A 15,092-nucleotide genomic window follows, 5' to 3' on the forward strand; every position below is an offset into this window, starting at 1 on the left:
CGGCCGAGGAGGGATCCACAATGAACTGGATACGAAAATGGTGGTACGGCAACTGGGCTGTCCCCGTGATATCGGGCGTGCTCATCGTGGCATCCTTTGCCGTGGAGCACCTCGCAGGTGGCACCTGGAACACGACCCTGACCCCACAGTGGTGGGTCGATGCCGGTGAACACGCCCACGGCTCCGGTCATGCCTTTACGCTCGCCAATTTGCTGATGCTGGCCGCTGCCGTGGTGGCCGGCTACGGCATTGTGCTCAGCGCAATCCGAGCCTTGAGTACCAAGATGATCAGTATTGACCTCCTGGTTTCAGTTGCGGCGATCGGAGCGGTGATCATTGGTAACTTCTGGGAAGCTGCCGCCGTTACCTTCTTATTCTCTGTGGGTCACGCACTGGAAGCGGCCACGATGAATAAGACCCGCTCCGCGCTGGCTGAGTTGGTAGCGGTTGCCCCAGACAGCGCCGTCGTCATGCGCGATGGTGAACAACACGAAATCCCAGCCCACCAGGTACGGATGGGCGAGATCGTGTTAGTCAAAAACGGGGCGAAAGTCCCTGTCGACGGCCAAGTCGTCGCCGGCAACGCGGGATTAGATGAAGCCTCCATTACCGGTGAATCAATGCCGGTGGAAAAGACCAAGGGTGACTCCGTGTTCGCCGGGACCATCTCGCGCAGCGGATTCCTCCAAGTACTGGCCACCGGAGTGGGTGCCGATACGACCTTGGCGCGGATTATTCACCGTGTTGAAGAAGCCCAAGATGCCAAAGCCCGCACCCAGGCCTTTATCGACCGGTTTTCGACCTGGTATACCCCTGCGGTGTTCATTCTGGCCCTGCTGGCCGGATTGATCACCCAAGACGTCGTCTTGGCGCTGACCTTGCTAGTCATCGGGTGCCCAGGAGCGCTGGTTATTTCCATTCCCGTGGCCATCGTGGCCGGGATTGGGCGAGCCGCTCGCAACGGAATCCTGATTAAAGGTGGCGAATACTTGGAAACCTCAGCCAAGATTTCTGCTGTGGCCGTCGATAAGACCGGCACCCTGACCGAGGGTCGTCCGGAGCTGACCGACGTTGTTGTGCTCGATGACACCATGACTGACAGCGAGGTGTTGCGCTGGGCCGCAGCCGCCGAAGCCGGATCCGAACACCCGCTGGCTCGACCCATCTTGGATTCCGCACGGGAACGGGGTGTTGGGCCGACTGGGCTACCCGGCAAGGTCACCCCCGTGGCCGGTAAGGGCATTGCTACCGCCGTGGGTAACCAACGTGTGCTGATCGGTAACGCCCCGCTGCTTGAGCAATACGGGGTCACCGACACGGCCGGAGCCGACGCAACGGCCAAGAACCTTGCTGCCCAAGGTAAGACCCCGATGATTGTGGCCGTTGACGACAACGTTATCGGCGTTATCGGCGTCGCCGACCAGATCCGTGCTGATGCCGCGAACATGGTCGCCAGCCTGCATGATGCCGGCGTGGAAAAAGTCGTGATGCTCACCGGTGATACCCGACTGGTCGCCGAAGCCATTGGCAAAGCCACTGGCATCGATGAAATCCACGCATCGCTGCTCCCCGAAGACAAACTCGACGCGGTCGCTGCGATGCAGCGCGACGGTCACACGGTTGCCATGGTGGGTGACGGCGTCAACGACGCCCCGGCCCTAGCCACCGCAGATATTGGTGTGGCCATGGGAGCCGCTGGCTCAGCCGTGGCGGTTGAAACTGCCGACATCGCGCTGATGGGGGACAACCTCATGAAGCTGCCCGAATCGGTCAGCCTCGCCAAGCGCACCGTATCCGTGATGCGCCAGAACATTTTCATCGCCCTGGCCACCGTGGTGGCACTGCTGATCGGAGTGTTTGCCGGAGGGGTCACGATGTCGGTGGGCATGTTAGTCCACGAAGGCTCCGTGCTGGTTGTGATTCTCAATGCGATGCGCCTGATGCGCAACGACAAATACGCAACCGCCATGTCCAAGACCGAGCGCAGCCCAGCGGCACAAGCCCAACAGCATCAAGAGGTCAAGGCCTAAGTCCACATTCAACGACTCAAGGAGGAGTTATGACTCAGAAACATTTTTCCATCGAAGGCAACATCGAACATTTCACGATCGCCGATATCGCTAAAGAAAATCCGCACTTCCGCAAAACTCTCTGGACCGGTGACCACGCTCAGATCGTGATCATGACCGTTCCCGTCGGCGGCGAGATCGGTGACGAAGTCCACGAGCACACCGATCAGATTTTGACTTTCATTTCGGGCACCGGTGAAGCCGATCTGAACGGCGAAACCCACCCCATTGAGGCTGGAGACCAGTGCGCGGTGCCGGCTGGCGCGCAGCACAACTTCCGCAATACCGGCGATGAACCGCTGGTGCTGTACACCATTTATGCTCCACCGGAGCATGCCGCCGACGCCGAATATGCAACCAAAGAAGAAGCCGACGCAGCCGAAGCATCTGGGGAAGACACCCCACCGCAGGCCCAAGCATAACGTCGCATCACAGAGGACACATCATGACCAAAACACTGGTATTCACCGCATTTGGCGGCCCCGATACACAGCAACTGCTTGATCGCGAACTGCCCGCACCGGGGCCGTCGCAGGTTGCTATTGAAGTCAAAGCCGCGGGCGTGAACCCGGCGGACTGGAAAATCCGCGCCGGCCAGATGGGTGATCACTGGAAACTGCCCGCACCCATGGGGCGGGAAGCCTCCGGGATTGTGGTCGCCGTCGGTGACGATGTCGAAGGATTTACGGTCGGTGATGCTGTCCTCGGGCAAGCCGCAAAGGGCCACGGCACGTTTGCCCAACATACCGTGCTCAATGCTAAGCAGACGGTCGCAAAACCCGAGGAGCTCAGCTTTGCCGTTGCAGCCACGCTGCCCGTAGCAGGAGCCACGGCTTATGACGTCACCCATCAGATCGAATTAGAACCTGGACAAACCATGGTCATCCTCGGCGCTGGTGGAGGAGTGGGCCTGATGGCCGCCCAAATTGGTAAGGTGCACCAGTTCAACGTGATCGGTGTGGCCAGTGCAGCCAAGCAACAGTTGGTGGAAGCTACCGGTGCGACCTTTGTGGAATCCGGTGCTGATGTGGCCGAGCGGGTCCGTGAGATAGCTCCCGACGGCGCCGACCTGGTGATTGATCTGGTCGGCGGCCAGCCACTGCGCGACATCGCTCCCGTGGCTAAAGACCCCGCATTGATCATTTCCACCGCCGACCCCGACACCGCGCAACAACTTGGCGGTGCCGGCGTGCAGCGCACCAAGGAAGGGCTGGAAAAAATCACCGAAGTCGCCGAATACGGCCTGGTGGATCCTCATGTTGTCCAACGCTTCAGCCTGGACGAGGCCCACCAGGCCATTGCGACCGTAGAAGACGGCCACGCTGCCGGCAAAGTCGTCATCGAACCCTAAGCAATACCTGAGCACAGAGAGGTGGGTTGTCCATGGACGATATCGCAGACGCTTACGGATCGCCCAGCATGCCGGTCGAGGACATCCTGGGCACAACGGTCTCCCCGGATGACCCCGACCGATTGATCATCGAACCGTGGGCCAAAACCGTGCACGGCTCGATCCTGGATGTGGGTGCCGGTACCGGGCGCTGGACCGGGCATCTGACTCACTTGGGCTATGACGTGACCGGGCTGGAACCAGCGCAACGCCTGGTCACGCTGGCCCGCCAGACACACCCCGCAGCGCGCTTTTGGGTCGGCTCGATTGCTGATCTGACCGGCGCCTCACAGCGCTGGGCAGGCATACTGGCCTGGTATTCGGTCATCCACATGGGCCCCGAAGAACTCCAGTCGTCTGTAGCGACCCTACGCAACGCCCTGACAGATGACGGCACGCTGCTGTTGTCCTTCTTTACCGGGGCGCGACTGGAGCCCTTTGACCACCCGGTGGCAACCGCCTACCGCTGGCCGCTTGCTGATATAACCCAAGCCCTGGCGGCAGCCGGTTTAGAGGTCATCGCCCAACACCAAAGCCTTATAAGCCCGCATGCCTACGTCATCGCCCAAGCAAGCTCGTCTATTGTCGGCTGACTGGGGGATTGCTACGCTGCGTTAACAGGGCCTGACGACCCAAACGAGCCCCGGAAGGATCCCGTTGTGGAAGCTGATTTTCCGTTCTGGCTACGCGCCACACACCTACTGAATTTTGTTCTGCTGGGCATACTCATCCGCAGCGGATGGGAAATCTTAGCCTCGCTGCCCAGACTATGGTGGCGAAACGACTGCAAGCCCGGCACCGAATGGTTACGCTTCACCCGCCGCAAACTTCCGCAAGAAGAGGGCGTCTACACCTCGTTAATGGATGAACGCTCCATGTCGCCGCTGCTGGCACTGCCTGGTAAAGAAAATATTGGCCTGGGCCGGCACTGGCACGGCCTGGGTGTCATCTTCTGGGTGCTCAACGGCCTGGTCTATGTGATCATGCTGTTTGCCACCGGGCTGTGGAGCCGGATTATTCCAACGTCGTGGGATGTGTTCCCACAGGCCTGGGAATCCATGAAAATTTACGCCGGCTTCGGCGTGCCCTCAATCGAGCATTTCCAACCCTACGATGCCCTACAGATGCTGACCTACACCGGCGTGGTGTTTATCCTGGCACCCTTGATGATTGCCACCGGATTGGCCATGGCACCGGCCATCCGGGCGAGGTATGGCTGGTATGTAAAACTCTTTGGCGGGCCCCAGGGTTCACGCTCGATACATTTCATCTGCCATGCAGCCTTCGTAGTCTTCATGGTGATGCATGTGGGCCTGGTGTTTTTAGTGCACCCGGAATACAACCTGCCGCGCATGATGCTGGGCGTGGAAGCCAACGAGCCGGAATATCATGCTCAAGCATTCACCGTGGCATTGGGCACGATCGTCGTCGTCATTGGGTTACTGATTGGGCTGAGTTACTGGAGTTTGGCGAACCGCCCGCGCACACAACGTTTCCTGGTCGCCGTCACCGAACCGGCTCGTAAAATCTTTTTGAACCGGATGCGCCCGCGCCTGGCAACACGTAATGGGCTAACCGAGAAAGACATCTCGGAATTCCACTGGACCAACGGGCTGCCACCCACCGAAGATGAATCACCCGAATGGCTGGCACACCGGGAAAACACCTGGGCCGATTGGCGTTTAGAGATTGGCGGAGAACTGGACGACAAAACCCTCCAGCTGAGCCTGCAAGACCTCAAAGCCATGCCAAAACACGAATACATTGCCACGCATTCGTGTATGCAAGGTTGGACGGCGACGTCGAAATGGGCCGGTGTACGACTTCAAGATGTATTGGAGCTGTTAGGTCCGCGACCGGATAACGCGAAGTATGTGATGATCGAATCGCACGGCCTGGCACAGGTGATGTACGACAACCGGCCGCGTGAACCGTTCTACGCCGTCATACCGTTGGCCGATATCTACGAAGAGGGCACGATTCTGGCCTATGAACGCAACGGCGAGCCGCTAGAAGACCATCTGGGCGCACCCCTTCGGCTACGGGTGGAATCCAACCACGGGTACAAGATGGTTAAATGGGTCCGCAAAATCCAGTGGGTTGAAGACTATGCACATATTGGCGACGGACGCGGTGGAACCCGCGAAGATTCAGCCATGCAAGCCTTCAACGGACGGATCTAACACCGGGAGGATCAATGATTGCCAGCACCATCTATGTCCTTGAAGGCACCTTATCGAATGAGGCAACTCGAATCATCAAAGGTCAGGTGTATCAGGTACCACGGGTTGGCGGTATCTCGTTCGAGGTGGAAGAGGGCAAAGACACTCGGATGATCCTTAAACACAAGACCACCGAACCGATCGACCGGGCCGACCTGGAAGCTGCGATTGCCAAAGCCGGGGATTATCGGCTGCTCTAGTTCTGGCAGCATCAAGCACCTGAACACATGACTTGGGGAGTCTATGCCGGCAAGGCCCCCGGAGCTACCGGCGGCGGTGCGCTCTTCTAGGCCGCTGAGTACATCCAACCCTGGCAGATAAGGGTGGCGACGGCAGCGTCATGATGGGCCAGTCAGAACTAACTCGAAAGCGTCCTCAGCGCCGAAGAGATGGAAATGGAACATCGCGCCACGTGTTAACAGGGTAAGGTTGAGCGGTTTCACTAGGATTTATCAGAATGTGAGACACTGTGAGCCATCTGTCGAAGCTATTTTGGGCACTGGTCATGTGGATCGTGGCTGGGATAGTCATCACATTGCTCCACGAAACACCGGCCTGGAGCATGAACACCTTTCTTTGGGTTGTCACTGACGAGCTGACGCCGACCGGGGTCTTGGCGTCCACAATCATCATGTTGGTCCTGATGATCCTCTTTGTGGGCGTCATGGTGCGTGCTTGGGCAGTCAAAAATCGTTTCCTCTTGGGACAGATGAGCGTCGGCGGTACCTTCGCAGTGGTGATGTACATGATGAACCTGTTGCTGAAGAACAGGTACGAACGAATCAGGCCTTGCCACCACATAGAAGTGGCAACTGAGTGTCCGCTAATCGGTAATTTCTCGTACCCTTCGAATCACACGGTGATCGCTTTTGGTTTGGCAGCGGGGCTGGCCTTCGCGGTGCCGAGGTTAGCGTATCTGGTCTACCCGCTGGCCATGGTTGAAGGGATTGCTCGTGTCATAGCGGGACATCACTATCCTCATGATGTCCTTGCTGGGGCCACGCTGGGCATGTTCGGTGTGCTGGGTGCTTTGATGGCAACCCAGTTTGTGGTGTTAGCTGTTGTTGGTGACAAGGACTCTCGCCGGCTGACTTCCGATGCTGATAAGTAACAAGATGACGGCAAGTTTATGAATGCTTTGCGCCCGGATCACGGTGATAGCAACTGTTCTCGATGTTTTATGGAAAGTGTCCACCCGATTTATGCGGTAGACAGCGATTAGATTTGCAGAATCGCGCGGGCAATCACAAAGTAAATGATGAGGCCCGTTGCATCCACGAATGTCGAGATAAAAGGGTTGGAAAACACTGCGGGGTCGACTCTAATTGCGCTAGCAATCGTGGGCATGACACCACCGACACAGGCAGCTACGGTGCAGATCGCCAACAGCGTGAGCCCAATGACCACACCGACATTTAGCGCGAAGAAAGCCCACGCAATCAAAAACCCGAGTGCTCCCAACGCGACCCCCAGCATGAACCCGGTGCGTAATTCGCGGGTGAATACTCGGAGAATATCGCGAGGCTGAATATCATCCAAGGCCAGCGCACGAGTCACTGTGGTGGCCGCCTGGTTGCCGGTATTGCCGCCAATGCCAATGAGTAACGGCACAAATAATGCCAACACGCTGACTGCCTCGAGCGTCTCTTCAAATACCGCCATGACTTGCACGGTCAGGGTGGCACCGATAGCCAAGACCAAAAGCCAGGTAAAACGGCTACGGACAAGGCGCGAGACCGGAGTGGACAGATACGGTCGACGAAGTGGTTCAACACCACCTTGGCGGGACACATCTTCGGATTCTTCAAACTCGAGAATCCGCACGGCATCGTCAAGGGTGAAAACCCCAACCAGGCGTTCCTCATGGTCCACAATTGATACTGCAAACTGCCCACGCCGTGCGGTGCGTCGGGCCACCACCTCTTCGTCTTCGGAAACCTCTGCTGTCATGGTTGGCTCCATCAAGGTTTCCACGAGTTGGGCGTCGTCGGCGCCCAAAAGTTGTCGCAAACTCACGGCGCCCACAACTCGCCGACCCGAATCGATCACGGGCAGATAGTAGACACTTTCTACGGTGTCTAAACGTCGTTGAACTCGATCGAGTCCTTCAGCCGCGGTATGCCAAGGTCGCAATGTCACAAACTGCGGACTCATCCGGCGGCCAATAGAATCTGCCGGATAGCCCAATAAAGTAGATGTTTCTTCGCGCTCGTCGTCATCAAGACCGCGCAACAAACGTGACGCTACCGTAGCGGGAAGTTCGTCGAGCAACCAGACGCGATCGTCCGGAGCGAGCTCGTTAAAAAGGTCCGTGGTGTCGTGTTCTTGAAGGGCATGCACCAGGTCACTTTGTAAAACTGGTGAAAGTCCTTCGAAAACACGCAGCGCCAGGTCCTTATCCAACAACCGGTAGACGATGGCTCTGCGCTGGTGGCTGAGCCGTTCAAATATTTTGAGAAGTTGGGCCGGTTTCAGCAGGTTGATCTGCCGGGCGACCGTCGTGAGATGCTCTTTATGGAGGGCGTCCGTGATCGAGCTGATGAGCTCCTGGATGTCTTGGGATTGGGTAATAGCCACAACAATCACTTTCGTTAACGCGTCGCGGGAAGATTCCCGAAATATGGATTGCTGGAGCACTACACATGGGTGGCGGTCTCAACGGACCGCATCCTGATTACTCACGTGACGCGACAACTAGGTGAGCAAAATGGGTGGCGTCCAGCACGGTACTAGAACATAAACCGTCGTCCATCGTGAAGGACACCTCCCTTTACAGCTTGATCCCGACGCTTGGCACCGCGCGCTCGGGAGAGACATGTTGGCGCTTCTTCACCATAACATCGTAAATCTTGCTGTCGAATCTGACGCTTGAGGTTCGTGACGCAACTGCGGCCTGCTGTCCTGGGGAATCTTCCACCTGCGTAAGAAAGCTTAACGAAACGTTAGAGCCAGCCGTTTTGCTGCGCCATCCGCGCGGCCTCGGCCCGATTCGACGTCTGCGTCTTACCAATTGCCGATGATAGGTGATTGCGCACCGTCCCGGCTGAAAGATGGAGTCGGGCTGCAATGTGTTTGACCGAGGCACCATCGAGGGCTTCGCGCAACACATCGCGCTCGCGGTCGGTCAGCGGATTTGATCCAGCGCTCAGTGCTTCGGCGGCCAATACCGGATCCACTGCGCGACCACCTGCGTGCACCGTGCGAATAGCCTCAGCGAGCTGTTCGGCCGGGGCGTCTTTGACCATGAACCCGCAAGCCCCAGCCGCCATGGCCCGCTGTAAATATCCGGCACGGCCGAACGTCGTCAGAATGAGCACCGCAACGTCGTCGCCAAAGGCTTCGGTGAGCTGACCGGTAGCGGTAATCCCGTCGACGTCCGGCATTTCGATATCTAAGACCGCCACATCAATGGCGTGCTCGCGGATTGCCTCAAGAACCCCGGTGCAGTCGGGGAGTTGGTGTACGACGTCGAGATCGTCTTCGAGATTCAGCAGTGCGGCTAACCCCGCGCGAATCAGATGCTGATCATCGGCCAGCAGGATGCGGATGGTCATAACGTCACCTCAACACGAGTTCCGGGACTCAAACGACTCAGCTCCAGGCTACCGCCCGCAGCGCGAACACGGCGCAGCAGCCCGGCTAGGCCGTGATGATTGGTCGGGTTCTGTTCGGCGATCCCAACGCCGTCGTCGTCAATACGCAGGATCATATGCGCCTGGGATGGGGTGACCGTGATGGTGCACATGGCGGCTTGGGCATGACGGATCACGTTGGTCACCGCCTCGCGGATAACCCAAGCGAAGACCTGTTGTTGCACGAGGGTGAGTCGGGGGAGAGCCTCGGGGCGGTTGAAAGTCAAACCAGCTGCAGTAAGTGCTTTTTCCGCCTGGTTCAGTTGTTCCGCTAAATCAGGATGTTGGAGGTCGGTGACTGCGGATCGGACTTCGGAGAGTGATCTGCGGGCTAGGGACTCGATGTCGGCGAGTTCGGCTTTTGCGGCCTCCAGGTTAGTGTCGAGTAACCGTTGGGCGAGCTGGACTTTCACGGTGATGGTGGTCAGGGAATGGCCCAGGACGTCGTGCACGGTTGAGGCCAGATCTTCGCGCTGGGTGGCTAAAGCTAATCGTTCAGAGTGTTGTTGCTGGCGTGCACCAAGCTCGATGCTGATGCGAACGAACACCATGATGATGGCCGGAGAGCCGACCGAGGCGAGGAACCAATTGGGATAGTCAGCGAAATTGGCCAATGCAACCACGGCCACCGCGGCAAAGAAAAAGACCACCACAGCGATGATGCCGGTAACTAATCGGTGGTTGAAAATCCAGGTGGCCATCAAATACGGCACGATATTGATAATCGCCGTCGGAGTTACTTGGGCCATGATGACACCCAGTCCGATCAACACAACGGAATATAACAGGGTGTTGACGTGGCGGGAGACCCCGGTTAGCGGTTCGGGATGCAGAAAACTCGACAGATACACGATCGGGAAAGCAACCAGTGCCGACCAGCCTGCAATTTGGACAAGGACCGGTGCAGTGGATTCGAGGAATCCGAATACCGTCCACACCAAAAACACCAGCCAAATGCCGGCGGTGAAAATGATGGCCCTGCGCTCTGGTGGTGTTTCCGGTGGTTCCGGTAGGTGCCCGGGTTGACCGGTGGGGAGGATTCTTGAGGCAACGTTCATGGTGATTATCGGGTTGTTCTCCGTCGAGCACCAAGTACGCACATCATGGCGAAGATCGCCGTCCAACCGCCGATATTGGCTAATAATACCCACATGGATTCAAACTGTACTTCCGCTCCTGCTTGCATCGGGATGAGGATCCCCTCGGTTTGAGGCCAGCGAGCTAACATCGCTGGCCCGTACAGGGGCGTGAACCTAGCGATGTCTAACATTACGCCACCCAGCGGGATGAATAGATTGCCGAAGAAACCAAAGATGACCAAGAACCCGGAGGCGGCACTGACGGCTGTTTCGGAACGGAAGAGCAGGGCGAAGGCCAGCCCGTAGAGCGAGAACGGGATGCCAACGGCGACGCATAGGGCCGCCGAGGAGATCCAATGGAAGAAGGAATCGAATTGCGCTCCGGTAAAGGCTCCGACGAGGTAGACGATAAGCACCGGGCTGACCGCCATCAACAGGGCCATGAGCATCTTGCCCAGGATGTAGTAGGCATCGGCCAGACCGGTCATATTCAATTGTCGCCCCCAGCCCATGGATCGCTCTACTGCTGCCGAACCGGACATCGCGGTCGTGGCGATGACTGCACCGTAGACGGCCATTGAAGTCATGACATAGGCCGAGACATTCCCAAGGCCCGCGGGCATCTCTCCTTGATCCATGGCCACACCGAACATCAGATACATAGCCGCCGGTAAGACGAGCACAAAAAACGTGGCATCGAGCATGCGGAAGTTGCGCCAGAATTCCCAGCCTACGAATCGCAATAGGATTTCTGCCTGTGACTTTCTGGGGGTAGTAGTTGCTGTCGTCATGGCGTAACCTCCTGGGAATCTTGCGTCATTGTAAAGAACGCTTCTTCGACACCGGGTTGGACAATGGTCAGCTGTCTGATGAGTCCTGCCGACAACAGGTGTCCGGCGATGCGATCAGTATCTGGGGTCGTGATCTGCAGGCGTTGCAGCTGGTGGTCGTATGTGATCTGATCGCGGGATACACCTACGCTGACAGCCCAAGCCACAGGGTCGACGTCGCTGATCCACTGGGCAGTCAGGGTGCGCTGCAAATCAGCGGTCATGTCATCCACGCTGCCATCGGCGATAACTTGTCCTTGACGCATGAGCACGACCCGGTCGGCGTAGTCATCCGCCTCACGTAGATAATGCGTAGCAAAGACGATGGTGCGACCGCGCTTGGCCTCAGCGTGCATTGTTGCCCAGAAGTCTTTGCGCGCGGTGGCATCTAGACCTGCGGTTGGTTCATCGAGGATCAGCAGGTGTGGATTGGTGAGGAGCGCTAGTGCGAACCGTAGGCGTTGCTTCTGGCCTCCCGAACATTTCTTGACCTTGCGGGTCGCGAAACCCGTGACGTCGGCACGTTGCATGACCTCATGGATGGGCAGGTGGCGGTGGTGGCAGGCAGCGATCATCTTGATAGTCTCGCCCACGGTGAGGTCGTCGAGAAGACCGCCATCTTGCAAGACGGCTCCGATATCGCCCTCACTCGCCGCACGTTTCGGCGCCCTATCGAAAACTCGGATGGCGCCTCGATTCGGTTCGCTGAACCCGAGCACCATGTCTAACAGGGTGGTCTTGCCGGCCCCGTTCGGGCCAAGCAGGGCAACAACTTCGCCCTGGTGGATCGTCAGGCTGACATTTTTGACAGCCGTCAGGTCGCCAAAGCGTTTGGTCACCGCATCGATGGCAATGGCTGGGGGAGGAGCTGAAATATTCATGCCTTAAGTCTTCCGCACCGATCCCCGCAGCGGAACAGCCATGCATCATGAATTGACCATGACAGATGTCATGGCTTTACCAAGAGGTCCGAGCAGATTTCCGCTCGGTCGTCAGGCGAATGATGACGGTCGCCACCAGGACGACGGCCGCGGCAATGAATGCCGCCCAGACGATGATGGGGGATTCGTACTGGCCTTCCATCCGAGCAATCGCCAGCCACGTCACACCCCAGGAAATGGCCAGCGCGGGGGCGATGCGTCCGCGTGAATACACGGCCAGGCCCAGCCCGATGAGCATTACGACGGCGATAATAGCCACCGCAGCCCATTCCCAGCCGGTGAATTTGTCGACCCCAAAGGTGGACACCCAAGCGGCGATATTCGCCGTCGTTGCGACAGCGACCCAGCCCAGGTAAAGCCCGAAGGTGCCGTCGGTGAGCAAGGCATCGGTTTTCGTGTGCGTGCGGGTTTTGCGCAGAATCATCAGAATCCGAATCAACACCAGCAACAGGACAACGATCACCAACACACTGCCGCCGACGCTATCTGCCTGCACAACTCCGATCCAGGCCGCGTTGAGCAATGCCGATAGTGCGGCCCAGGGGCGCAGTTGAGCATGGCGTGCGGCATGGCGAGAGCCGGCGCGTTGGGCAGGCAGGAGCTGATAGATCGCGTATCCGAAGAGCCCGGCGTAGATGACACTCCAGATACTAAAAGCAGGACCGGCGGGCGCAAAGGGTGTGGCATCGGCGGAGAGCGCGCCGTCGGCAGCTTCGTTGATGGGGGTGCCACCCACTGCGCCGCTGCCGATGAACGATAGCCCGATGGCAACCACCACGGCGAGCACCGTGAGTATCGGCATGAACCTAGAGTTTGCTTTCTGCTCCATGGGGGCTGTCCAATCTGTGGGGTGTCATCCTGTGGTCAACTGCTAGTATAGTTAGCCAGGCTAGTAATGTCAGTCACTGCGGGTACTGGTTTGCGGCCTATGGCCTCTGGTTTTCGTTCGCCGTCGCCATCTACTATTTGATCAGGAGGAGCCATGAGCATCCAGGCCCAACTGACCCCGGAAGCCGAATCCGATAAAATATTTGCGGCGGCGATCGATCAACGCCTCACCCAACTGCTGGATGCCCAAATCCAAGAGGCTGCCACTCCGAATATGGCGGAACTGTGGCGTCGTGTCGCCGGAGCCATGCGGGGCGGCAAACGGACCAGGCCGATGTTAGTGAAGCTGGGTTATCAGGTGGTCAGTACCGACGCGGATGCGCGCTGCATCGAGGTCGGGTGCGCCTTCGAGTTGCTGCATACCGCACTGGTTATTCACGACGACATCATCGATCAGGATTTCATTCGCCGGGGTCAGCCCACGGTATCGGCGCATTATCGTGATGCGGCTTTGGCCCAGGGAAAGGCTCAGGCTGCTGCTGAACACATCGGCCATGCCGCAGCCTTATTGGCCGGAGATGCGCTGATCGCCACAGCAATCCAGGTACTGGCGAACGCATGCAATCAACTGGCAGCCGGCGAACGCATCGTGGAGGTGTTTCACACTGCGATTCAGCATTCGGCAGCCGGTGAATTAGACGATGTGCTGTTTTCCGCCCACCTGAAATCGGCGAGCCTGGATGACGTGTTGGGTATGCACCGCCTGAAAACCGCAGCCTACTCTTTTGAAGCACCCCTGGTCGCAGGCGCCCTGTTAGCCGGGGCGAGCAACGACGTCGTCGCCCAACTGAGTCGCTTTGCCAACCTGTTAGGCAGTTCTTATCAAATCATCGACGACGTACTGGGCACCTTTGGTGATGCAGCACAAACCGGTAAACCCAATGACTCGGATTTACGCGAAGGCAAAATGACCGTGCTGATTGCACTCACCGAGAGCATCGACACCGCAGCCCCCGTAGTTCAGGGCTGGCGCGACGGCACGGTGAGTAACGATGCCATGCGCGCGCTGTTTGTCACCCACGACATCGAAACCCAGGCGCGGCAACTAGCCGATGAATGCTGCGAACAAGCCCGCGAGCAGCTGGCCGGGCTACCGGTTCGGGCAGAAGTGCGCACCACCTTCCGGCACCTCATTCATGATCTGCTGCAGAGGAACCACTAATGAAACACCCCACCGCACTGCACCGTTATACCACCGCAGCAGTCTCCAGCTCCGGCAAAATCATCAGCCACTACTCGACGTCTTTTGGACTCGCCTGCCGGTTTTTGGGGAAGGCAGCCAAACGCGACATTGGCAACCTGTATGCGCTGGTGCGCCTGGCCGATGAAATTGTCGACGGCGTTGCACAAGAAGCCGGCCTGGATTTGCACGCCACCGCCGAGGAATTAGACCGCTTAGAAACCCAAACCGAGGCGGCGATGACCACCGGATACAGCACTAATCTGGTGGTCCACGCGTTTGCCGTCACGGCACGAAAACACGGGATCACCACCGAGTTGACCCGACCGTTCTTTCGGTCCATGCGCGCTGATCTCTACCGTCATGAGCACACCGCGACCAGTCTGGAGGACTATATCTATGGGTCAGCCGAAGTCGTGGGGCTAATGTGTCTGGCCGTGTTTCGCAATATGCCCGGCACGGATGCAAGCGACGACGAGCTGTTAGTGACCTCAGCCCGGCGGCTCGGTGCGGCCTTTCAGAAGGTGAATTTCTTACGCGATCTCGCCACCGACTACGAGTATCTGGGGCGATCCTACTTTCCGGGGGTCGACCCGCAGGATTTAGGCGAAGACCAGAAACGCCAGCTGGTGGGCGATATTCGCGCCGACCTGGACGCGGCAAAACCCGGGATACGAAAACTTGATCCCCGCGCCCGCATCGGCGTAGAAATGGCTCACCGGCTCTTTCGTGAACTCACCGAGACCCTCGATAAACGCCCAGCATGTGAGTTGATGTCTAGCCGGGTGCGGGTCAACAATACTCGCAAACTGGCCATTGCCGCCCAAACCGTGTCCACAACGTTGCTCAAGAAGAAATAAT

15 protein-coding genes are annotated in these 15,092 nt (G+C 58.1%); 9 read left to right on the forward strand and 6 right to left on the reverse strand.

Features of this window, described 5'->3' with window-relative positions; genetic code table 11:
* The first annotated feature begins 20 nt into the window (after window positions 1-20).
* The 7 genes from FB556_RS04195 to FB556_RS04225 all read left to right on the forward strand — a co-directional run bounded on the left by FB556_RS04195 (window position 21) and on the right by FB556_RS04225 (window position 6,792).
* Window positions 21-2,030, forward strand: coding sequence for a heavy metal translocating P-type ATPase (locus FB556_RS04195; RefSeq protein ID WP_141864992.1), 2,010 nt, complete (start codon window positions 21-23; stop codon window positions 2,028-2,030).
* Window positions 2,031-2,059: 29 nt separating this feature from the next.
* On the forward strand, window positions 2,060-2,491 hold the full coding sequence (locus FB556_RS04200) for a cupin domain-containing protein (RefSeq protein ID WP_141864994.1): 432 nt from the start codon (window positions 2,060-2,062) through the stop codon (window positions 2,489-2,491).
* A 23-nt stretch (window positions 2,492-2,514) separates the two neighbouring features.
* Window positions 2,515-3,420 (forward strand): NADP-dependent oxidoreductase, encoded by a 906-nt coding sequence (locus FB556_RS04205; RefSeq protein ID WP_141864997.1) that lies wholly within the window; start codon window positions 2,515-2,517, stop codon window positions 3,418-3,420.
* Between the two features lie 32 nt (window positions 3,421-3,452).
* A complete protein-coding gene (locus FB556_RS04210) occupies window positions 3,453-4,052 on the forward strand; it encodes a class I SAM-dependent DNA methyltransferase (RefSeq protein WP_141864999.1) in 600 nt (199 codons plus the stop codon).
* 66 nt (window positions 4,053-4,118) lie between these two features.
* Window positions 4,119-5,642, forward strand: a complete 1,524-nt coding sequence (locus tag FB556_RS04215) for a molybdopterin-dependent oxidoreductase (protein WP_141865001.1) — start codon at window positions 4,119-4,121, stop codon at window positions 5,640-5,642.
* 14 nt (window positions 5,643-5,656) lie between these two features.
* Window positions 5,657-5,881: a hypothetical protein gene (locus FB556_RS04220; RefSeq protein ID WP_043058070.1), complete on the forward strand. Its 225-nt coding sequence runs from the start codon at window positions 5,657-5,659 to the stop codon at window positions 5,879-5,881.
* Between the two features lie 269 nt (window positions 5,882-6,150).
* Complete coding sequence (locus FB556_RS04225; protein ID WP_141865003.1) at window positions 6,151-6,792, forward strand: phosphatase PAP2 family protein; 642 nt, start codon at window positions 6,151-6,153, stop codon at window positions 6,790-6,792.
* A 107-nt stretch (window positions 6,793-6,899) separates the two neighbouring features.
* Here FB556_RS04225 and mgtE read toward each other — a convergent pair whose 3' ends face one another.
* From mgtE to FB556_RS04255, 6 genes are all read right to left on the reverse strand, one after another.
* Entirely contained in the window at window positions 6,900-8,258 is a 1,359-nt protein-coding gene (mgtE, locus tag FB556_RS04230) for a magnesium transporter (protein WP_211343970.1), read from the reverse strand.
* A 365-nt stretch (window positions 8,259-8,623) separates the two neighbouring features.
* Window positions 8,624-9,235 carry a response regulator transcription factor gene (locus tag FB556_RS04235; RefSeq protein WP_141865005.1) on the reverse strand — a complete coding sequence of 204 codons (612 nt, stop codon included), beginning with the start codon at window positions 9,233-9,235 and terminating at the stop codon, window positions 8,624-8,626.
* Window positions 9,232-10,371: a sensor histidine kinase gene (locus tag FB556_RS04240; protein ID WP_141865007.1), complete on the reverse strand. Its 1,140-nt coding sequence runs from the start codon at window positions 10,369-10,371 to the stop codon at window positions 9,232-9,234. The genes FB556_RS04235 and FB556_RS04240 overlap by 4 nt, the downstream gene beginning before the upstream one ends.
* 5 nt (window positions 10,372-10,376) lie before the next feature.
* The gene (locus FB556_RS04245) at window positions 10,377-11,183 is read right to left on the reverse strand and encodes an ABC transporter permease (protein WP_246057189.1); all 807 of its coding nucleotides are present in this window, start codon (window positions 11,181-11,183) and stop codon (window positions 10,377-10,379) included.
* Window positions 11,180-12,103, reverse strand: coding sequence for an ABC transporter ATP-binding protein (locus FB556_RS04250; protein ID WP_141865009.1), 924 nt, complete (start codon window positions 12,101-12,103; stop codon window positions 11,180-11,182). The genes FB556_RS04245 and FB556_RS04250 overlap by 4 nt, the downstream gene beginning before the upstream one ends.
* A 76-nt stretch (window positions 12,104-12,179) precedes the next feature.
* Entirely contained in the window at window positions 12,180-12,965 is a 786-nt protein-coding gene (locus FB556_RS04255) for a tryptophan-rich sensory protein (RefSeq protein WP_141865011.1), read from the reverse strand.
* Window positions 12,966-13,145: 180 nt separating this feature from the next.
* Here FB556_RS04255 and FB556_RS04260 point away from each other — a divergent pair, with 180 nt between their 5' ends.
* Both FB556_RS04260 and FB556_RS04265 read left to right on the forward strand, forming a co-directional pair.
* Window positions 13,146-14,213, forward strand: coding sequence for a polyprenyl synthetase family protein (locus FB556_RS04260; protein ID WP_141865013.1), 1,068 nt, complete (start codon window positions 13,146-13,148; stop codon window positions 14,211-14,213).
* Complete coding sequence (locus FB556_RS04265; protein WP_141865015.1) at window positions 14,213-15,091, forward strand: phytoene/squalene synthase family protein; 879 nt, start codon at window positions 14,213-14,215, stop codon at window positions 15,089-15,091. Before FB556_RS04260 ends, FB556_RS04265 begins: the two co-directional genes overlap by 1 nt.
* Window position 15,092: the final 1 nt, after the last annotated feature.

The organism is Enteractinococcus coprophilus, from assembly GCF_006716305.1.
Taxonomy (GTDB): Bacteria; Actinomycetota; Actinomycetes; order Actinomycetales; family Micrococcaceae; genus Yaniella; species Yaniella coprophila.